The sequence below is a fragment of the Luteolibacter arcticus genome (assembly GCF_025950235.1).
Taxonomy (GTDB): Bacteria; Verrucomicrobiota; Verrucomicrobiia; order Verrucomicrobiales; family Akkermansiaceae; genus Haloferula; species Haloferula arctica.
The window spans coordinates 1-19298 of sequence record NZ_JAPDDT010000030.1; the positions used below are offsets into that span (position 1 = coordinate 1).

Here is a 19298-nt window from a genome sequence, read left to right on the forward strand (position 1 = left end):
CGGGGAGTACCAGTGACCTTTTCGTCACACTACGCCGCCGTTCCGGCAAGCAGGGAGGATGCCGAACACTATTGGCGTCCCGCCCCTCCGCCTTGGTCCTTCAATAGGCAATCTTCGGCCGCATCGTTCCGAAGCTATTTTTCAGACAGCTTCTCAGCGTTTCGCTTTCTCGTCGCCCTTGCCGGTCCCACCGCGCATGCCGAAAAACGACGTGCGCTGGACCAACGGCTTCGCGTTGCCGCGGCTGGCGACCTCGGCGTTTGCGACGCGCTTGCGATCACGGCCGCTGTCGGCACTGGCAGACATCGGGACGTCATTCACCAGGGTGCGCGACGCGCTGACCGTGGAGCCATCCGGGCGCTTGAGCGCCGGCATCTTCACGGTCGAGGAATTCACCGCCGCACGCACGTCATCGACATCGGGATCGATCGGCACGCCGTTCTTGAGGTATTCGCCCTTGATGACGGTGCGGCCCACCATCACGCCGGTTCCTTCACGGAGGATTTTGCCATTCTGGCCGACCTCCAGGAAGATCCGGCGGTTGGCCGAGCCAGTGTCGAGCCGACCTCCGTTGTTGATTTCCTGACCCGCGGCGATCTCGATGCGGGCGGCACGGGTGTCACCCATGTGCAGCACGAAGCCTTCGCCGCTGGTTTCCTTGAGCCGGCGACCGAAGCCGCTTTTTGCCACAGTGATCTTGTTTCCTCCGCCGATGCGAACCGCATCGCTGGCATCGATCTGACCGCTGCCGGAAACACGCACGGCCTTGCCGGCGAGCACCACGTTGCCATTCAGCGCCGTCACCGAACCGCTCACCGTCAGAGTCGAGCCAGCACCGGCGGTCATCGTGAACGTATCGCCGGCGTTGAAGGCCTGCTTGTCCACGTTCATCGTCGCAATCGTCACGTTCTCCGCGGTCACGGTGCCGGTCACACGGAGCGGCGCATTCGGAGAAAAGAACCCGACATTGCCGTTGGACGTCACGTTGCCTGCGATCGTTTGGGTGGAACTGCCGTTGAGCATGTTCACCACGCTGTTGCCGCCGACGAAGTCGAAGACCAGTTCACTGCCGGAGCCGAGATTGAACTGGCCCCAATCGAGGACGGTGTTGCCGGTGATCGTGAATATCGTCCGGGTGCCCGTCGAGGTGATCTCGTTGAGCCACGTCGCAGAGCCGGGCGTGGATAGCACGGGCACGCCGACGGCTTGGCCATGAGCGGAAACGATGAGGAGGGCCGGTACAAGCCCGGCAAGGGGGAAGAGGGAGATTTTCATGTCGATGCGTTCGGTGGGACTGGCGACCGCTCGTATGTTTTTGAAAATAAAGTAAACTAAGACGCTTGCAAAGCTATCTTTTTTAGTTTTTCCTACTTTCAGCTTCACCCCAATGTCCCCCGTTCACCCCCAACGGCACTTGGAAAAGTGCTGGGAAGCCTGCTGGCATCGTGCCCGTCGGCCCGTAGAAGGCGTCCTCGTGCCAGAGGATCAGGCCGCCAAGATCGCCGAGCAGGTTCTCCGGAACATCTGTCTCGACTACGAAGAACTGCCCCCCGAGGCCGAGTTCACCGCCCGCGTGATCCAGGAAACCACCGAGGCCACCCGCGATCTGGTCGCGGGAATCCGCCGGAAAGAAGCGGATCCCCAGCTTCATCACGACCCGGAGGATCGCCGCTACGCGCAAAATCTCGATCTCGACCGGCTCCAGCGCACCCACCCCGAGCGTGGCTTCAGCGACTCCGAGTGGAACCGCCTGCCGGACATCCTGCGACCGCTGGCACTCGCCACCCTGCACCGCAAGGGCATCCAAGGAGCCGACGCCGAAGACGTTTTCAGTGATACACTGGTCGAGCTGGTGCGGGAGCGCGAGGAAAGCCGCCGGGCACCCATCCTCGACCCAACCGTCTTCGAGGAGATCATCCCGCTTCACTCACGGATCGTCCAATACCGGGCCATCGACTGGTTCCGCCGCAAGAGCGCCCTCAAGAACCAGCCGAATGCCGGCGAGAGCTTCGACGCCCTGACCGCCGACACGGATCGCCCGATGCAGTTCGAAGACAGCGCCGACAGCACGCTCAGCTTCGACAAGATCTACGCCGAGTGCCGCGAAGCGCTCACCCCGCTCGAGTGGCAGCTTGTCTACCACCTCTACGTCGCCCAGACCGCCACGGTTCAGGATCTCGTCGTGAACGACTCCTTCTGCGCCAAGCTCGGCATCAAGGCAGGCGCCTCCGCTTCGACCCGACGCCGCGTGATCGGCGAACTCGTGGAAGAAGCTTTGGAGAAAATCAGGGAAAATTTAATATTTTGAAAATCGGCCCATCAAGGTTGCGATTGAAACGCTGACGCCATGGACTCCGACCTTCCAGCACGCCTTCTTCCCGCCCGCGATCTTCTCGCCCGCAGCCTAGCGCTGCATCCGCGGGATTTCGCTCCGGCGATGCCCATCGGCTTGGCCGCCGACCTCACCGCCCGCTTCGCTCCGCGAATGGCAGAATCTACTCCTGCCAGGGTTTCCCTGACGGACAGGTTCCGCAATTGGCTGGCCTCGCCCGGCTTCGGCCTGGCCGCCGCCGCAGCGGTGGTGGTGGCTGCCGCCATCCCCATGATCTCGGCGCCCGATGCCGGGGAAATCTTCCGCGGCGACGCCACGGCCTCTGCCACCGACACCGTGCGGATCGCCTTCATCGGCGAGAATGCCGATGCCCAGGCAGAGATCAAATCTTCCGGCACCTTCGAGCCGATCGCCTTCGCCGCCGACGCCGCCTCACTGCCCGGCCCCAAGGTCGTGATCGACTTCCGCACCGGAACCGTCAACTCGGTCGACCGCGCTGGAGTCACGGTTTACTCGTGCCCTCTTCCCGCGGACGCAAAACAAGCTCCCGGGGCAGTGGCCGACGCGATTTTCCGGCTCAGCGGGAAATGAACTTGTGAAGACATGGGCTGAGACAACAGCGTGCGCCATGCGATTTTCCGCCCTTGTCCCACTGTTCCTCTCCGCAGGATTCATCTTCGCCCAGGAAACTCCCAAGCCGGAAGCCGGGGAACCGACGCCCGAGCAGATGGCGGCGGCCTATCAGGAGCACGTCCGGGAGTTGACCAAAGACCTCAAGTATCAGGAGGGATCTGCCGAACTCCCGGGCGGCATGGCGCGTCTGGACCTGCCGAAAGGCTTCCGGTACCTGCCTCCCGCAGATGCGCAAAAGGTCGTCGTGGACCTGTGGGGAAATCCACCCGACTCCGCGACCAACATCCTCGGCATGGTCGTGCCCGCCGGTGAAGAGCTTGCTTCCCCCGAGTCATGGGCGATCGTGCTTTCCTTCGAGGAAGACGGTTATGTCTCCGACAAGGACGCCGACAAGATCGACTATGATGACCTGCTCTCCCAACTGAAGGAGAACAGCAAGCAGTCCAATGAAGCTCGCAAGGCCGCCGGCTACGGCACCATGGATCTCGCCGGCTGGGCCGTGGCCCCGCGCTACGACAAGGAAAGCAAGGTCCTCTACTGGGCGAAGCGCTTCGACATCCCGGACGAGGATGAAGACACGCTCAACTACGACGTGCGCGTGCTCGGTCGCCGCGGCGTGCTTTCCCTCAATGGCATCGCCGGCATCGGCCGGGTGAGCGACATCGAAGCTGCCACGCCCGCGGTCGTCACGATGGTCCAGTTCAACGACGGCCATCGCTACGCCGACTTCAACCCCAAGACCGACAAGGAAGCCGACTACTCGCTCGCCGGCCTTGTCCTCGGCGGAGCCGTCGCCGCCAAGGTCGCCGCCAAGGTGGGCCTGCTCGCGAAACTCGGAGCCATCCTGCTGGCCGGAAAGAAGTTCGTGATCATCGGCTTGGTCGGCATCGCCGTCTTGTTCAAGAAGATCTTCGGCCGCAAGAGCGAAGCCTGATCCTCCCGGTTCACCGGTCGCGCGCCTCGCCCGTCATCGGCACGAAACGCACCGGCAGGATCTCCTGCTGGTGCAGCTTCCCGTGCCGCTTCTTCAGTAGCACCAGTTGCTGCGTCTTTCCCTCCGGCCCCACCGGGATGATCATGCGCCCGCCCTCGGCGAGTTGGTGGACCAGTGGCTCCGGCACCGCGTCCGGCGCGCAGGTCACGATAATGGCATCGAAGGGCGCCTCTTCCCGCCAGCCGCGATAGCCGTCACCGGTGCGCACGCTGACGTTCTTGTAACCGAGCTTTTTCAGCACCTCCGCCGCTTGCTTGCCGAGCGGTTCCACGATCTCGATCGTGAAGACCTCCTTCGCCAGACCGGAAAGCACCGCCGCCTGGTAACCGGAGCCCGTGCCGACCTCGAGCACCTTCTCGGTGCCCTTCAGCCCAAGTGCTTCGGTCATGAAAGCGACGATGTAGGGTTGGGAAATCGTCTGCCCGTGGCCGATCGGCAGCGGCCGGTCGTCGTAGGCTTCGTGGCGCTGGTCCTCCGGCACGAATTCGTGGCGTGGCACCTTGCGCATCGCCTCCAGCACCCGCGGGTCTTTCACCCCGCGCCGTTCGATTTGTTCGGCTACCATGGAGTCCCCTTTCGTGAGTTGACGTGAGTCAGCGTCTCCCGCCGCCACTGGGAAAATCACCAGCAGCCCGCCGATCCACAGCCGCAGCCACGGGAGAGCCATACCCCCCAAGCTACACCCGCCTCGGGCCGTCGCCACCGCTTCCTCGCTTGCCCCCCGCCGCCCCGTGCATTTCCTTTTCCCCATGCCTCGCATCGCGCTGCTCCAGTCCCGCGGTTTCACCACCAAGGCCGAAGCCTTCGACCACCACGAAGCCCTGATCCGCAAGGCGGCCAAAGACGGGGCGAACATCGTCGTCACCCAGGAGCTTTTCCTCACGCCCTACTTCTGCACCGTCGAGGACCCGGCGCTCTTCGACCTCGCCGATCCCCTGCCCGGCCCGGTCACCGACCGTCTCGGCGAGATCGCCCGCGAATGCGGCGTCGTCCTCATTTCCTCGCTCTTCGAGCACCGCGGACCCGGCCTCTACCACAACACCGCCTCCATCCACGATGCCGACGGCTTCCTGATGGGCCTCTACCGCAAAAGCCACATTCCGCAGGACCCCGCCTTCGAGGAGAAATTCTACTTCACCCCCGGCGACACCGGCTGGCCGGTCTGGGACACCAAGTTCGGCAAGATCGGCGTGCTGATCTGCTGGGACCAGTGGTATCCCGAAGCCGCCCGCCTCATGGCCCTCGGCGGCGCGCAGGTTCTCGTTTACCCCACCGCCATCGGCTGGCTGCCCGAGGAAAAGCCCGCCCTCGGCGATGCCCAGCACTGCGCCTGGGAAACCGTTCAGCGCGGCCATGCCGTCGCCAACGGCTGCTACCTCGCCGCCGTCAACCGCACCGGCACCGAAGGCAACACCGAGTTCTGGGGCCGCTCCTTCGTCGCCAATCCCTATGGCGAACTCGTCGCCAAGGCCTCCACCGAAAACGAGGAAATCCTCTACCACGACATCGACTTCGGCGCGGTGGAAGACTTCCGCCGCATCTGGCCCTTCTTCCGCGACCGCCGTGTCGATGCCTACGGCGACCTCACCAAGCGCTGGCGTTCCTGACGGCTCCGGCTTGCCGCGCCACGCCTCCCTTGTTACCTTCGTGCCGTGGAAGCAACCATCCGCCAAGACGCTCTGGCTACGGACCTCGCAAAGGTCCGCCAAGCCCGCGCCATGTCGCCGGAGATGAAGTTCCGCGCCGGCTACGAACTCTTCGAGGAAGCCTGCCGCTGGAGCTTGGCGGGTATTGCCTCCCAGTTCCCGGACATGGATGAAAGCAGCCGCCTCGCCGAACTCCGCCGCCGCCTCGCCTTGGCTGGATCATGAACGGCACCGAGGCACTGCTCGCCCTCGTCGCGGCGTTTGATGCCGCCGCGATCCCCTACATGATCGTCGGCTCCTACTCGTCGAATTTCTACGGGATTCCGAGGTCCACCAAGGACGCCGATCTCGTCCTCCATCTCCCGTCCTCCGGCTGGACGACCCTCCCCGCGCTTCTTCCTCCCGGCATCCACATGGAAGCGCAGATGGGCTTCGAAATGGTCACCTCCACTCGCAAGGAACTCCTGCGCGTCGAAGACAGCCTCTTTGAGATCGAACTTTTCCACCTCAGCGAGGACGCCCACGATCAATCGCGCTTCTCCCGCCGCCGCCGTATTGAAATTTTCCCGGGTTCCTTCGTGTGGCTGCCCACTGCGGAAGACGTCATCATCCAGAAGCTCCGCTGGTCCAAAGGAGCGCAGCGATCCAAGGACTTCGCCGATGCGGTCGCGGTCATGAAAGTCCAAGGCAAGCACCTCGACTGGCCCTACATGGAAGACTGGTGCAGCCAGCACGGCACCCACGACATTCTCGCCGAAGCAAAAGCCGAGGCGGCACCCGCATGGGGAGAATGACTAGCCCTGCTGTGACAGCCCAGCTTGTCCTCGCATCCCCTATCCAGGTGCTTTTCACTGATCACTGATCACTTTCCACTTCTTTTCCCATGCCCGCCCAGCTCACCTCCAGCGCCCCCGTCCTGCTCGTCCGCGACGTCGTGGCCGCCGCGAATCACTATCGCGACACCATGGGCTTCCACTACGAACGCTTCTGGGGCGACCCTCCCGGCTTCGTCATCCTCCATCGCGATGGCATGTATCTCATGCTGAAGCAGGCCGAGGACCCCGCGCATATCATTCCCCACTGGACCGTCTCCCACAACATGTGGAACGCCTACTTCTGGGTCGATGACGCCGACGCCCTGCACGTCGAGTTCGTGAAAAACGGAGCCACCATCGACTACGGTCCCTGCGACCAACCCTACGGCTGCCGCGAATTCGGCATCCAGGACCTCGACGGCCACGACATCGGCTTTGGGCAGGTCGTCTCAGCGTAGGCGCGGTGGTAACACCGCGGAAGCCCCCCCCAAAGCCGACCTCACCCTTCGCACACAGCTTCCCCGCCACTTCCACGGAGGAACGCACTGTCCCACCAAAACGCCGCTTCCCCCCCATGCGCCTCCGCCCCGCCCTCCCCACCGATCAAGCCACCCTCTCCGACCTCTACCTTCGCTCCCGCCGCACCGCCTTCACCTGGCGCGATCCCGCAGCCTTCCAACTCGATGACTTCGCCCGCGACACCGAAGGCGAACTCATCCATCTCGCCGAAAGCCTCAGCGGCGAGATCCTCGGCTTCCTCTCCCTGTGGGAACCCGATCGTTTCATCCATCATCTCTTCATCGCACCAGATCATCTCCGCCAAGGCATCGGCCAAGCCCTCCTCGCCGATCTCCTCCAACGCCTCCCCGGCCCCTTCCGCCTGAAATGCCTCACCGCCAATCTCCCCGCCCTCGCCTTCTACCGCGGCCTCGGCTGGACGGAAATCGAGCGAGGAACCAGCGATGACGGTGACTATCTGCAGTTGGAATCCGCTATTTGCTGAATCACTCCACGGCCACTTTGAAACGCTTCACGACTTTTGCGGAGAGCTTTCACCACGAAGAAGTCACGGCCCTTTTTCAAGCCCCCTGAAGCGCTGGCCTTGCAGTGAACCATCAGAGAATCCCGGCTGTTCCGCGGCTGCTTGACGCAGGAGAGTTGTTACTTATCAATTCTCCAATTCGCCTCCCCGCCTTCCATGTTCAGATCACATTGCAAGAAGTGCCAAGCCGCTCAAGAAGTGCCGGACCACTACAATGGAAGGCACGTAAAATGCGGACAATGTGGAACGACCTTTGTTGCACTTCCCGAAAGCCAGCACTTTCCCGAAAAGCAGGAGACAGTTCCTCAGGCTGGAAAATTCGACGGAGGCTCGCACAAGTCCAGCACACGAAAGCACGCCACTATCACCCTGCTGGCAATCGGTGCCATCGCGGCAGGGGGAGGCCTGCTTTACGCAAATAAGCGAAGCGGCGGAAATTTTTCCGTATATTCGCTCGCTCAAACGACGCAGGAAATCGTCAAACAGGGGTATGTTGCAGATCGAAGTTATGCAGAGGAAATACGATCAGTAATTTCGGACCAATCCATTGGGAACATCCGAGCTGACAGTGCGATCCAGCAATGCGCAAACGGGTCGTTTCGCCTTGGCGAGATGATCGCAATAGTAGCGAATCAACTCGACAAAGACGGAAGTTCAAAATCGAGCATTTCCTCAACGTTCTCCAACCGCAGCATCAACGATATTTCATCGAAGGGCGCCGCTCAACAAACAGCCAATGGAATTTACCGATGCGTGGATCTGCTGTGCATAGTCGCACGGGAGGCTGATCGGCAATCTGAGCACACGGCAGCCATTCAAGAAATCGAATCCGATTTGAACCTCAACAACATTTCCGCCAAGTCTGCCTACCAGCAGATTGCTAACGGGGGATTCCGGATGGCCGAACTTGTGGCTCTAATCTGCAAAATCACAGCCCGAGATGATGAATCAGAAAATGAAGCTCGGGCTATCCTGTCGGAAATGCGAACATCCGATATAAGCTCGCGCAGCGCGTTGCAACAGGCGGCGAACAGCCTCTACTCGAGCTGCAAGCTAATGGCGGTTTTCGCGAGGCAGATGGATCGGGACTCCTTGAGAAAAAGCGAGATTTCCGAGAAGTTGCACCAACTCAATTTGAACGACATTTCCGCAGACAGCGCCTACCAACAAATGGCGAATGGGTTCTACAGATTGACGGAATTGACGGGAATCGCGGCCGACGGCCTCAATCCTTAATCCTTAGGCCGCATTCAAGGCAACCTCACACACGAGATCGCCAGAAACACCGGAAATTCCTTCACCGCGCGGTTCTCACCCTTTGCTCGTGGGCCTGGCTGAGAGCGGCGGTGGCTGAAGAGTTCCTCGCAGACGGTGATCGCGAGTCCGGCTTGGCCGAAGGCGGTGAGGACTTCGCCGACGGGGCGGTGATAGAAGGTGGTGGTGTCCCCTCCTCCTTGACCGGGGTGGGTGACGATGGGGATTTCCTGCGGGACGCCGTAGCGGTCCACGCGGCGGTATTGGAGCTTCCGCCCCTCGTCCCAACCCCAGTGGGCTTGTTGGGGAATGCGAAAGCAGGGGTGCATGAAGATGGCGACGAAGCGGCCGCCGGGTTTCACGGCCGCGGCGACTTGGCGAGCCATCGCGGGAAGGTCCGGCACGTCGTGCACCGCCATGATGCACGCGGCGGCATCGTGCGAACCATCGGCCCACGGGCCGGGAGCGCAGGCATCAGCGACGAGGAGTTCGACGCGCTTGTCGTTTTGAAAGCGTGCCTTAGCAGACTCGATCAGCCGCGGCGAGGCATCCACGCCGGTCACGCGGCCGACCTTGGCCTCCAGCAGGTGAGGGATGAGCACGCCTTGCCCGCAGCAAAGATCGAGGATCTTCTCGCCCGGCTTCGGCGCGAGCAGGCGCAGCGCGGCGGGCAGGATGACATTGCGATGGTAGTCGGAGCCCTTGTCACCGACGAGCTTGTCGTACCAACCAGCCACCTGGTCCCAGCCTTGTTCACCGCTACCGGCCGCGCGCTTCTTGGGCGGCGGTGGGCCGGGACGTTGCCAGGCGGCTTTCTTGGCGTGGAATTGCGGGCGCTTGCGGGGAAATGACATGAAAGAACTGCGGGCGTGGGAATGTCGGGGCACGGGCGAAGCCCGCCACTTGTTTGGCAGCGGCCCTGCTCCCGTGCAAGACATCCCACGCCGGTCGATCCGCGCCCGGGCGTTCCGGCACATTCGTAGAACTCCCTCATGGCCACCCATAACGGCGCTCGCAAGTCTCCCGCTCCTATTCAGAGCGGGGGAATACCTTGCTGGTTCCTTCCGGTCTAAATCGATGAACGAGGCACCCGAGCGTGTAACCGAAAACGAGATGCCCGATCCAACTGAGCAGCAGGCTGGTGGGGGTGATCACAAACATCTTGTCCTCACCTTGCGGGGAAATCTTGAGCGTGACGATGAGGCAGGCCCATACCAAACATCCAAAGCCAAGGGCGATGAGTCTCGTCACACGGGCCGTGATGCGAGCCTGGTGATGTTCCGCAAGGAGTGGCTTGAGGAGGGAAAACGCGCAAACAAACGCCATCCCCATCCCTCCTCCATTGCCGAGGTATCGCCAGAGATACCCGAGGACCGCGCGATCATTGCCATCCCCGACCAACATTCCACCGATACCGGGAATGAAGTCACCCATCCAGCCAGCCATGATGAAAGGAATCCGCACGCCATCGTAACAGGCCACCGCGAGAATACCCAAGGTGAAACCATGCAGCATCAGCCTGCCATAGGTGATCCGGTAACAGCTCAGTCCCATGGCGATGCCAAGCGCCGGAACGACCAGGAAGAGCGAGGCAAAGGGAAGGGTGGAAATCCCCATGAGCGACAAGGCAAGAGCCGTGATGGGTGAGAATCCAATAGCGAAAATCAGGGCCGCCGCCATGCCTTCATGAAGCAACGGCACGGCACGTTCCGGTCGCATGTGGGAACGCATCAAGGCGCCGAGAGCGAGATGCGCGGTGATCCTCTTCATGTGATGCTTTGGCAGGCGAAGGTTTGACATACCCGGATGCGGACCGAGGTCACGCGACGGATCAAAATTGAATCCAGGAACACCGGTTGTCTCGATTGACACTGGCGGACACAGCGGGGGTGGATGGGGCCGCGCGTGCCACTGTAGATCCCATTCCATGTGGCCCATCAATTCACCTTGTACTCGGCGCGGACGATGGTGATGATGTCCTTTTCGTAGGAGGTGGTGTCGTTGTTGCCCTCGCTGGACGCGGCGGTGGAGTTGGCGGGATTGATGTTGATGATCCCCATCGAAGAATAAACGAGCGACCCGAGTCCGGCGTTGCCCGCCGAGCTGAGGATTTTCTCGGCCCGGCTGCGGGCATCCTTGGCGGCCTCCGCCAGCATCTCGAGCTTCAGCTCGCCGAGGCGGGTGTAGTAGTAGCTCGGCTGATGGGAGGTCACGAAGACGTCCTGCTCCAACAGCGACGTGATCTCGCGCGACGCCTTCTCGATCAGCGGCACATCCGGGGAGCCCACGGAGACCACCTGCACCGCACGGAAGCCAACGGATTTGGAGGTTTCAGTACGCAGCGGCACGTTGGTGCCCGGGAGCACCTTGTCTTCGCGGACGGTCTCGAACTCCTCGTTGATGGAGGCGGATTGGATCTTGATGTCGTCCGGCTTGATGCCCTGGGCCTTCAGGAAGGCGACCGCCTTTTCCGTGCCGCCCTTGAGTGAAACGTAGGCCGCGGTGCGGTCGGGGCCCTTGCCCTCAATGGTGGCCGACCACAGGATGTAATCGGAAACGATCCTCTTCTTGGCGGATCCCGTGATGAGGATGTTGTTCTTCTCGGGTGGTTTCCGCACGTCCCGCCAGGTGTCGGCGGCGATGTAGGTGGAGACCGCTAGGCCGAGCGCGAGCGGGATGGCCGCAAGCGGCGGGAGGCTGATGTTGCGGACGGGGCGTTGCGGACTGGATTCGAGGCTCATGGTGGGATCGGAGTGGTAGATCGCGGATGAACCGGATCATCCGCCGATCAGCAGATGCGGAATTTCCCGTCCGGAAGGATCAGGGAAAATGCGGGCCTCGAGAAATTTCTGCCTTACTCCTCATTTCGCCGCCGGCTTCTCAGGCGGCAGCGACTTCTCCTGCGGCGACGGCTTCTCCGGTAGCAGCGCCTTCTCCCGCGGCCGCGGTAGATCGTGCCGGAGCCCGATCCCGTCGGCGGCGGCGGCGAGTTGATTGAGGCGGAAATGGTAGACGGCATCCGTGGGCTTGGCTCCGGCAGGCAAGGCAACCGTTAGGCGGCGCGGCGGGGATTTCCCGCCGTCGTCATCGTCCGGCAGGGAGGCGAAAGCCTGGAGCAGCACGGGGTAAGGAATCAGCACCCCCTCAAGGTAGAACTGGCCACGTGCGTTCATCTCCAGCGCAACCGTATGGGTCTCAAACAACCGGGCGCGCGCCCATGCGACGGCCGCGTCGGCATCCTTGGATTCCATCACCAGCTTCTCGAGTTGCGCATTGGCCCGCTGAAGCCTGCTGATCTCTTCCGCGTGGCGCTCCTGGTTCGCCACCTCGCTGCTCACCTTGTCGAGCAGGGCCTGGTTCTCCTTCCGCAGCGCCTCGAATTCTGCGGGCAGTTCCGCTTCATTCGTGCTCATGCGTTGGATCTCGCCGAGCATCCGTTGGTTCGACTCGAGGAGACCGGCCAAGCGCTCCTTGTGATCGACGAGCTCGAGTTTCTGCCGGTCCAGCTCCCGGTTCTTCCACAGCAGCTCCTCCTTGGCATCGAGCGCCCGCTTCATACCGATGGATGTCCCCGCCGCCCCCAGCAGCAGGGCGGCCAGCAGCGCGCCCCCCGCGACGACCGGGCCGCGATGGCGGCGGGCGAAACGCTGCATGAGGTAGGCCATGCTCGGCGGGCGGGCCTCGACCGGCTTGTGCTGGAGATAGCGCAGCAAGTCCTCCGCAAAGGCACCGGCAGACTCGTAGCGGCGCTCGGGGTCCTTTTCGAGGGCTTTCAAGACGATCCAATCGAGGTCGCCCCGCAGGGCGCGAGGGGAAACCTCCGACCGGCCATCGGCATGGGGACCGACGGGGAAATCAGAAAGCCGGGTGCTTGGCTTCGGCGGGATCACCTCATGGATGAGCCGCCGGATTTCACCGTAGGGCACGCCGCGGAGCCGCTCGGGATCCAAGGGCGTCGTCCCGGTCAGGAGTTCATACAACACGACGCCGAGCGAATAAATGTCGCTGCGGGTGTCCACCGCCAGCGGGTGGAGTTCCGCCTGCTCCGGGCTCATGTACTGCGGGGTGCCAATCATCCGCCCCATCTGAGTGAAGAGGGTGATCCCGGAAGCTTCGGTGCCGATCGCCTTGGCGATGCCGAAGTCGATCACCTTCACGACCGGTTCGCCGTCGTGGACGGACACGAGGAGATTCGCGGGTTTCAAGTCGCGGTGGATGATGCCTTTCTGATGCGCGTGCTGCACCGCGGCGCAGACGTCGGCGAAAAGCCCGAGCATTCCGGCGATCCCGAGGTCGGCCCCGGCGCGGAATTCCGTGATCGTCACGCCTTCAACCAACTCCATCACGAAGTAGGGCCGCCCACCGGGGGTGGTTCCCGCATCGTAGACCTTGGCGATGTGCGGGTGGTCCATCAGCGCCAGCGCCTGGCGCTCCGCCTCGAAGCGGGAGATGATTTCCCGGGAGTCCATGCCCGGCTTGATCAGCTTGAGCGCCACCTGGCGCTTCACCGGCGAGGATTGTTCCGCCAGATAGACGGTGCCGAAGCCGCCCTCGCCCAGTTGCCGGAGCAGCTTGAAGGGACCGATCGTGTCGCCTTGCCTCTCAGTGCGGGCTTCGTCCCGGAGAAGATGCGCTGCCGGTATCATGAAACCTTCATCCGCGAAATGTGCGGCGACGAGCGACTCGACCTCCTCGAGCAGGGCCCGGTCCCCGCGGCAGGCCTCGCCGAGGTAGCCGGCGCGCTCCTCCGGCCCAGGGATTTCCAAGGCGGTCTGCAGGATGATATCCAGGGATGGTCGGTCAGGCATGACGGCTAGCGGGTGCAATCCCGCCGAATAATTCTCGCGGGATCATCCATGCGGAATCCGCCGGAAAAGTGGATCAAAAGATTCGCCGGCCTCCTTCAATCGTCCCGGTGCAGTTCTCGGAACAACCAGGCCCGCGCGTAGATCCAGTCGCGCTTCGCCGTGGGAGTGGAAATGCCGAGGGCCTCGGCGGTTTCCTCGATCGTCATGCCCACGAAATAGCGCAGTTTCACCACTTCGGCCTTGCGCGGTTCGAGCAGGGCGAAGCGGTCAAGGATGCCGTGGATGGCGAGGATTTCGTCGTCCTGTGCGACGGGAACGGCGATGGCGTCTTCCGCGAAGCCGGTCCGCTGCAACTCGCCGCCGTGGCGGACGGCCTGCCGGTGCCTCGCCCGGTCGATAAGGATGCGGCGCATCGCCTCGGCGGCCGCGCTGAAGAAATGCCGGCGCCCTTCCCACCGGGGTTCCCCGGGCGAGAGCTTGAGGAAGGCCTCGTGCACCAAGGCGGTTGCCTGCAGCGTGTGGGCCTCCGCTTCCTGCCTCAGCCGCCAGGCCGCTAGCTTGCGCAACTCGCCATAAACGAGCGGGATCAGATCCTCCGCAGCCTGTTTGTCTCCTTCACAGGCCGCACAGAGGACGCGGGTCACCTGATCGTCTTCCATTTCCTGTGTCTGCGCCATGGGTGGGAATCTTGTCTGCCGGATTCCATCGGCCCGGCGAGCATCAAATTCCCGTCACAGACCGCGACGGCCTTCGAGAGCGCGGGCTAGGGTGAGGGCGTCGGCGTGTTCGAGACCACCGCCGGCAGGCAAGCCTTGGGCGATGCGTGTGACGGGGCACTTCCCCTTGAGCAGGCCGGCGAGATAGTTCGCGGTGGCCTCGCCTTCGACATCGGAGCCGGGCGCGAGGATGACTTCGGTCACTCCCTCGCTTTCGATCCGTCGCATCAGCGGTCCGATGCGCAGGTCATCGGGAGTCACATTGTCGAGCGGCGAGAGCTTTCCGCCGAGGCAGTGGTAGCGGCCCTTGAAAGCACCGGAGCGTTCCAGCGGGAGCACATCGGTAGCCTGCTCGACCACGCAGAGGACCGACTCGCGCGAGGAATCGGCGCAAATCGCGCAACGCTCGGCCGTGGCGAAGAAGCCACAATTCGCGCAGGCGACCACCTCGGCCTTCGCTTCCTCCAAAGCGGACGCAAGGGCGAGCGGATCCGCCCGCGAGCTCTGGAGTAGCCAGATCGCGATCCGTTCCGCGCTGCGCGGGCCGACACCGGGGAGCCGGCGGAGTTCCTCCACCAGCTTGCCGACGGCTTCCGGGTATTCGATGCGGGCCATGGAAAATCAGTCGGTCAGTCTTCCGGTTCTTGGTGGCGGGTCGCGTAAATCATCGCCCACAGGCCGCACCAGACCAGCGCGAGCAGCGGCATGGTGATCTCCGCCTGATAGCCGGCCAGCGCAAGCACCGGCACCCACGCCACGGTCAGAAGCAGCGCGGTCGCCCACAGCACCGAACGCCGCCAGGTTTTCCGCGAGCCGAGCATGCCACCGGCGAGGCCGAGCACCATGGGGACGGCCCAAAGCCACGGCGCATAGGCCGGCAAGGGGCGGAATTCGCCGCCGAGTCCGGTGGTTTTCACCCACGTGGCGACGACCAAGTCGAGCTTGTTGGAAAAGCCGAGCAACTCCAGCACGGCCGCCAAAACGAGCGACATCGCGCCGATCGACGTCAATGCGGCAAGCGGATGGGCAGGTGGTTTCGGCGCGGCAGCAGGCATCGGGCGGGCGCAGATTAGGCGGAGAGCTTCGGAAAGCTCAATAGATTCGTTCCTTCGGGAGTACTCCCCGGGGAGCCCCCCGGGAGCGCCGGTCTTCAGACCGGCCCGAATGGTCCCTCGATGCCAGCCTCAGCCCAGCACCTCCCGCAGCAACGCCAGATGCTCATCCGGCGAAACCTTTTCCAGCACCGCCTCGATCATCCCATCCGCGCCGATGACGAAGGTGCTCCTCTCGGTGCCCATGAAGGTCTTCCCGTACATCGTCTTCTCCACCCACACCCCGTAGGCATTCGCGATCGCCTGGTCCTCATCGGCGAGCAGCGGATAGGGCAGGTCATACTTGGCGATGAACTTCCGGTGGCTTTTCACGGGATCGACGCTGACGCCGAAAATCCGCGCCGTGGCCTTGATGTCGTCCCAGCCGTCGCGCAGGGCGCAGGCCTGCTTGGTGCAGCCGGGGGTATCGTCCTTCGGGTAAAAGACCAGCACCACCCGCTGGCCGCGGAGGCTGGAAAGGGTCACGGTGGCGTCATCACCGTGGCCCTCGGCAACGACGGGAGCGGTGAAATCCGGGGCGAGCGATCCAATGGCAGGCTTCATGGAGCGCCAAAATGCACCCCTCCCCGACCGGTGCAAGGCTGCCGCGAATCGGTAAACAACGAAATGGGCGAAATTGTCGAAAACGGAAGAGCCCGCAGTTTGGCAACGTGCCGGAGGATCTTGCGTTTCGCGAAATCTCGTTCGGTTTGCTGTTCTAATTCACCGATTTACAGGCCCGAAAATCCCGAAGTCCCGGATTGACAAGCCTCCGCCCCCGACTCAGCTTCCGCGCCCCGACTTTTAGGAAAACCATATCCAAATCGAATGAGCGATCGTAGCATGCGTGGCGTGACAGTGAAAAAGGGCGAACCGGTTGACCGTGCCCTTAAGCGCCTGAAGACCAAACTCGACACTGAAGGTATCCTCGAAGAAATGCGCCGCCGCCGTTCCTTCGAATCTGTGGCCGCCCGCAAGATCCGCAAGGCCCGCACCGCTCCGAAGCGCCACAAGGTGCGCTGGCGCTACACCAGCCCAGCCCAAGCAGCTAAGGCCGAAGAAGCCGCCGCTGCCGCCGCCGCCAACGCTTAAACACTTTCGGTTTTCCAAAAAGTCGATCAGAACGGACGCCCACAAAGGCGTCCGTTTTGCTTTTTGGGGTGTGTGTCCCCCACTCTATTCGTGGCCTTCAGAGTGCCCGTGACCTTCGTCCAAAAAGGCTCCGCAGGCACAACGCTTGCGTTCTCCCCAATTCGAAAGGCTGGGAGTCAGGGAAACGAAACCGTCCTCATACCGGAATCCGGTCGAAGTCTGCTCCCCGACATACTCAAGCGCCCTTTCGAGGGGAATGTTTCGTAAAGACAACTCGATACGGACTTCTGGAAGCAACCGGTGGAATTGGCCGGTATGTGACCATTCTTCCGCGAGACGAATGCGGGGACGTGCTTCATTCGGAAGCGCTGCGTCGAGTGCTGCCTGAAGCTTCTCTACCGCCGATTCCATAGTACCTTGGTCGAAATCCAATTCCTTGAGATGAACGGATTTCGCCAAGGCGACCACCCGATCCCTGGACATCGCCAATGGCAAAGGATCAGGCTCCTTCAAATTCGAAGCTTTTGCCGGCGCGACCAGAGTATCCCCGGATTGCTTGATCTCAGGTCGCACGGCAGGACGCTCACGACAGGCCGCTAAAATGGGCAACATCATGATGAGCCGCACGGAAGGGTGACGAAACCAAGCGATCATCGAAGGGCCGGAATATTCAGCGGCTTCGAGCAGGAACTTTTCCTGATCATCCCCCGCCCTATCTACCCATTGAGACAACTCACGCCTCGTCCGGCAAGGCCACATAGTCGCTCTCGTGAAGCACCATCGGCTTCCGCTTGCTCAGCAGCAGCCACCATTCGCGGATGCTGCCGATGACGATGATCGAGACGAAGATCAGGAACATCGCGGTGATGGCGACATCGACCTTGGCATTGGTCAGTGACACCTCGGCTTTCCTGAGGGCATCCCCGCTCAGGCCGCCGGCGATGGCGGCTTCGAGCTTGGCGATCGATGGAAGGAAGCCGGCGGCCTTCGGCGACCAGATTTTCATGATGCCCGCCGTGAAGGTGACGATGGTGAGGAAGACCATCGGCACGACGGTGCACCACGCATAGCGGGCCTTGCCCATCTTGATCAAAATCGTGGTGCCGAGGCAGAAGGCGATCACGGCGAGAAGCTGGTTCGCGATCCCGAAGATCGGCCACAAACTCTTGGCAATGCCTTCGGGGTCGATCGCCCCCTGATAAAGGAAGTAACCCCACGCCGCCACCAGCAGGAAAGTCGCGGTCACGTTCGCCGTCCACGAACCGGTATCTCGCATCTTCGGCACGATCTGGCCTAACAGGTCCTGCAGGATGAAGCGCCCCACCCGCGTCCCGGCATCGAGGGTCGTCAGGATGAACAACGCCTCGAACATGATCGCGAAGTGATACCACAGCGACAGCGCGGTATTTCCCGGGATGACCTTGGCGAACATCTGCGCCATCCCGACCGCGAAAGTCGGCGCACCACCGACCTTGCCGATGATGTGCGGCTCGCCGAGATCATGGGCGAGCTTCTCCATTTCCGCGACGGTCACAGCGTATTCCGGGCCGTAGGAATTGATCTTTGCGATCTGCGCGGCAACGGCGACGGTGTCGTTGGGATTCACCGGCGAGTTGATCGCGAAATACTGGCCCGGCTGGAGCGCACAGGCGGCAATGATCGCCATCAGGGCGACCAGCATTTCCACGATCATCGAGCCGTAGCCCACGAGCCGGATGTCCTTCTCGCGGGCCAGCAGCTTGGGCGTGGTCCCGGAGGAAATCAGCGCATGGAAGCCGCTGACGGCACCGCAGGCGATGGTGATGCAGACGAAGGGAAACACCGGCCCGCTGACCACGAAGCCGGAGCCATCGATGAATGGCGTGACCGCCGGCATGTGCAGCGGCGGCGCGAGCAGCACAATGAACACCGCAAGGATGGCGACTGTGCCGAGCTTCATGAACGTGCTCAGATAGTCGCGCGGCGCGAGCAGCAGCCACACCGGCAACACGCTGGCCGCGAAGCCGTAGATCATGATCGCCCAGGCGAGTTCGGTGGAACTCAGCGTGAGCGCCTTGTTCATTTCCGGCGTGAGGTATTTCCCCGCGACCACGGCGGCTAACAAGCCGACCACGCCAAAGATGGAGGTGGCGGTCACCCCCACCTTTCCGCTCTTGATGGCCACACCCATGATCATCGCCAGCGGAATCGTGGCCGCGATCGTGAAGAGTCCCCACGGGCTCTCGGCGAGGGCCTTCACGACCACCAGGCCGAGCACGGCGAGGATGATGGTCATGATGGCGAGCAGGCTGACCATCGCGACCAAGCCGATCACCGGATTGAGTTCCTCCTTCAGCATCTGGCCGAGCGACTTCCCCTTGCGGCGCATCGAGGAAAACAGAACCACCGCATCATGGACCCCGCCGCCGAGGGTCGCGCCGACGAGAATCCACAGCATGCCGGGCAGGTAGCCGAACTGCGCCGCGAGCACCGGCCCCACCAACGGCCCCGGCCCGGCAATCGCCGCAAAGTGGTGGCCGAAGACCACCCACTTCGGCGTGGGCACGAAGTCCTTCCCGTCGTTGCAGGTAACCGCCGCAGGCGCACGGCGATCATCGACCGTGAGCACCTTCGCCACCAGCCACGCCGAGTAAAACCGATACGCCACCGCAAAGGTGCAGACCCCGGCCACCACGAGCCACAGGGCATTGACCGGCTCACCGCGTTGGAAGGCGGCGACGCCGACCGCGACGGCACCCAACAGGGAAATGGCGATCCAGAGCAGCGTTCGGAGAAAGGGATTCATCGCAAGCACATGTCGCCACCGGGGGCTTGGGTCACCGGAATCGACGCGGGCGCAGCATTTCCCAAGTCATCGCCGCTGGAAATCCGAAAG

The 19298-nt window shown here is 62.7% G+C and carries 22 protein-coding genes; 10 read left to right on the forward strand and 12 right to left on the reverse strand.

Features of this window, described 5'->3' with window-relative positions:
* Positions 1–153: 153 nt before the first annotated feature.
* Positions 154–1275 (reverse strand): hypothetical protein, encoded by a 1122-nt coding sequence (locus OKA05_RS28715; protein ID WP_264490672.1) that lies wholly within the window; start codon positions 1273–1275, stop codon positions 154–156.
* A 199-nt stretch (positions 1276–1474) separates the two neighbouring features.
* Here OKA05_RS28715 and OKA05_RS28720 point away from each other — a divergent pair, with 199 nt between their 5' ends.
* Genes OKA05_RS28720 through OKA05_RS28730 form a run of 3 tightly spaced genes read left to right on the forward strand, consistent with a single transcriptional unit; the run spans position 1475 to position 3899 of the window.
* On the forward strand, positions 1475–2308 hold the full coding sequence (locus tag OKA05_RS28720; RefSeq protein WP_264490673.1) for a sigma-70 RNA polymerase sigma factor region 4 domain-containing protein: 834 nt from the start codon (positions 1475–1477) through the stop codon (positions 2306–2308).
* A gap of 39 nt (positions 2309–2347) precedes the next feature.
* Entirely contained in the window at positions 2348–2923 is a 576-nt protein-coding gene (locus tag OKA05_RS28725; RefSeq protein ID WP_264490674.1) for a hypothetical protein, read from the forward strand.
* Between the two features lie 37 nt (positions 2924–2960).
* Positions 2961–3899, forward strand: a complete 939-nt coding sequence (locus tag OKA05_RS28730) for a DUF2167 domain-containing protein (protein ID WP_264490675.1) — start codon at positions 2961–2963, stop codon at positions 3897–3899.
* Between the two features lie 10 nt (positions 3900–3909).
* On the opposite strand, the gene OKA05_RS28735 is transcribed toward OKA05_RS28730, so the two are convergent.
* Entirely contained in the window at positions 3910–4524 is a 615-nt protein-coding gene (locus OKA05_RS28735) for a protein-L-isoaspartate(D-aspartate) O-methyltransferase (protein WP_264490676.1), read from the reverse strand.
* Positions 4525–4708: 184 nt separating this feature from the next.
* Here OKA05_RS28735 and OKA05_RS28740 point away from each other — a divergent pair, with 184 nt between their 5' ends.
* From OKA05_RS28740 to OKA05_RS28765, 6 genes are all read left to right on the forward strand, one after another.
* Positions 4709–5566 carry a carbon-nitrogen hydrolase gene (locus OKA05_RS28740; RefSeq protein WP_264490677.1) on the forward strand — a complete coding sequence of 286 codons (858 nt, stop codon included), beginning with the start codon at positions 4709–4711 and terminating at the stop codon, positions 5564–5566.
* 45 nt (positions 5567–5611) lie between these two features.
* Complete coding sequence (locus tag OKA05_RS28745) at positions 5612–5830, forward strand: hypothetical protein (RefSeq protein ID WP_264490678.1); 219 nt, start codon at positions 5612–5614, stop codon at positions 5828–5830.
* Complete coding sequence (locus OKA05_RS28750; RefSeq protein ID WP_264490679.1) at positions 5827–6399, forward strand: hypothetical protein; 573 nt, start codon at positions 5827–5829, stop codon at positions 6397–6399. The genes OKA05_RS28745 and OKA05_RS28750 overlap by 4 nt, the downstream gene beginning before the upstream one ends.
* A gap of 89 nt (positions 6400–6488) precedes the next feature.
* Positions 6489–6878 (forward strand): VOC family protein, encoded by a 390-nt coding sequence (locus OKA05_RS28755; protein WP_264490680.1) that lies wholly within the window; start codon positions 6489–6491, stop codon positions 6876–6878.
* A gap of 116 nt (positions 6879–6994) precedes the next feature.
* Positions 6995–7423: a GNAT family N-acetyltransferase gene (locus OKA05_RS28760; protein ID WP_264490681.1), complete on the forward strand. Its 429-nt coding sequence runs from the start codon at positions 6995–6997 to the stop codon at positions 7421–7423.
* 195 nt (positions 7424–7618) lie between these two features.
* Positions 7619–8698, forward strand: coding sequence for a zinc ribbon domain-containing protein (locus OKA05_RS28765; RefSeq protein ID WP_264490682.1), 1080 nt, complete (start codon positions 7619–7621; stop codon positions 8696–8698).
* A gap of 14 nt (positions 8699–8712) precedes the next feature.
* Here OKA05_RS28765 and OKA05_RS28770 read toward each other — a convergent pair whose 3' ends face one another.
* The 8 genes from OKA05_RS28770 to OKA05_RS28805 all read right to left on the reverse strand — a co-directional run bounded on the left by OKA05_RS28770 (position 8713) and on the right by OKA05_RS28805 (position 15895).
* On the reverse strand, positions 8713–9570 hold the full coding sequence (locus OKA05_RS28770; protein ID WP_264490683.1) for a class I SAM-dependent methyltransferase: 858 nt from the start codon (positions 9568–9570) through the stop codon (positions 8713–8715).
* A 175-nt stretch (positions 9571–9745) separates the two neighbouring features.
* Entirely contained in the window at positions 9746–10486 is a 741-nt protein-coding gene (locus OKA05_RS28775) for a hypothetical protein (protein ID WP_264490684.1), read from the reverse strand.
* 167 nt (positions 10487–10653) lie between these two features.
* Positions 10654–11457: an SIMPL domain-containing protein gene (locus tag OKA05_RS28780; RefSeq protein ID WP_264490685.1), complete on the reverse strand. Its 804-nt coding sequence runs from the start codon at positions 11455–11457 to the stop codon at positions 10654–10656.
* A 120-nt stretch (positions 11458–11577) separates the two neighbouring features.
* Positions 11578–13524, reverse strand: a complete 1947-nt coding sequence (locus tag OKA05_RS28785; protein ID WP_264490686.1) for a serine/threonine-protein kinase — start codon at positions 13522–13524, stop codon at positions 11578–11580.
* A gap of 95 nt (positions 13525–13619) precedes the next feature.
* Positions 13620–14201 (reverse strand): ECF-type sigma factor, encoded by a 582-nt coding sequence (locus OKA05_RS28790; RefSeq protein WP_264490687.1) that lies wholly within the window; start codon positions 14199–14201, stop codon positions 13620–13622.
* A gap of 54 nt (positions 14202–14255) precedes the next feature.
* On the reverse strand, positions 14256–14855 hold the full coding sequence (gene recR / locus OKA05_RS28795) for a recombination mediator RecR (protein ID WP_264490688.1): 600 nt from the start codon (positions 14853–14855) through the stop codon (positions 14256–14258).
* 14 nt (positions 14856–14869) lie between these two features.
* Entirely contained in the window at positions 14870–15295 is a 426-nt protein-coding gene (locus tag OKA05_RS28800; protein WP_264490689.1) for a hypothetical protein, read from the reverse strand.
* A gap of 129 nt (positions 15296–15424) precedes the next feature.
* Positions 15425–15895, reverse strand: a complete 471-nt coding sequence (locus tag OKA05_RS28805) for a peroxiredoxin (RefSeq protein WP_264490690.1) — start codon at positions 15893–15895, stop codon at positions 15425–15427.
* A gap of 264 nt (positions 15896–16159) precedes the next feature.
* Between OKA05_RS28805 and rpsU the strand changes: the two genes are divergently transcribed.
* On the forward strand, positions 16160–16423 hold the full coding sequence (rpsU, locus tag OKA05_RS28810) for a 30S ribosomal protein S21 (protein ID WP_264490691.1): 264 nt from the start codon (positions 16160–16162) through the stop codon (positions 16421–16423).
* An 84-nt stretch (positions 16424–16507) separates the two neighbouring features.
* Here the strand turns inward: rpsU and OKA05_RS28815 are convergent, their stop codons facing one another.
* Positions 16508–17155 carry a DUF748 domain-containing protein gene (locus OKA05_RS28815; protein ID WP_264490692.1) on the reverse strand — a complete coding sequence of 216 codons (648 nt, stop codon included), beginning with the start codon at positions 17153–17155 and terminating at the stop codon, positions 16508–16510.
* A 1-nt stretch (position 17156) separates the two neighbouring features.
* A complete protein-coding gene (locus OKA05_RS28820) occupies positions 17157–19208 on the reverse strand; it encodes a carbon starvation CstA family protein (RefSeq protein ID WP_264490693.1) in 2052 nt (683 codons plus the stop codon).
* Positions 19209–19298: the final 90 nt, after the last annotated feature.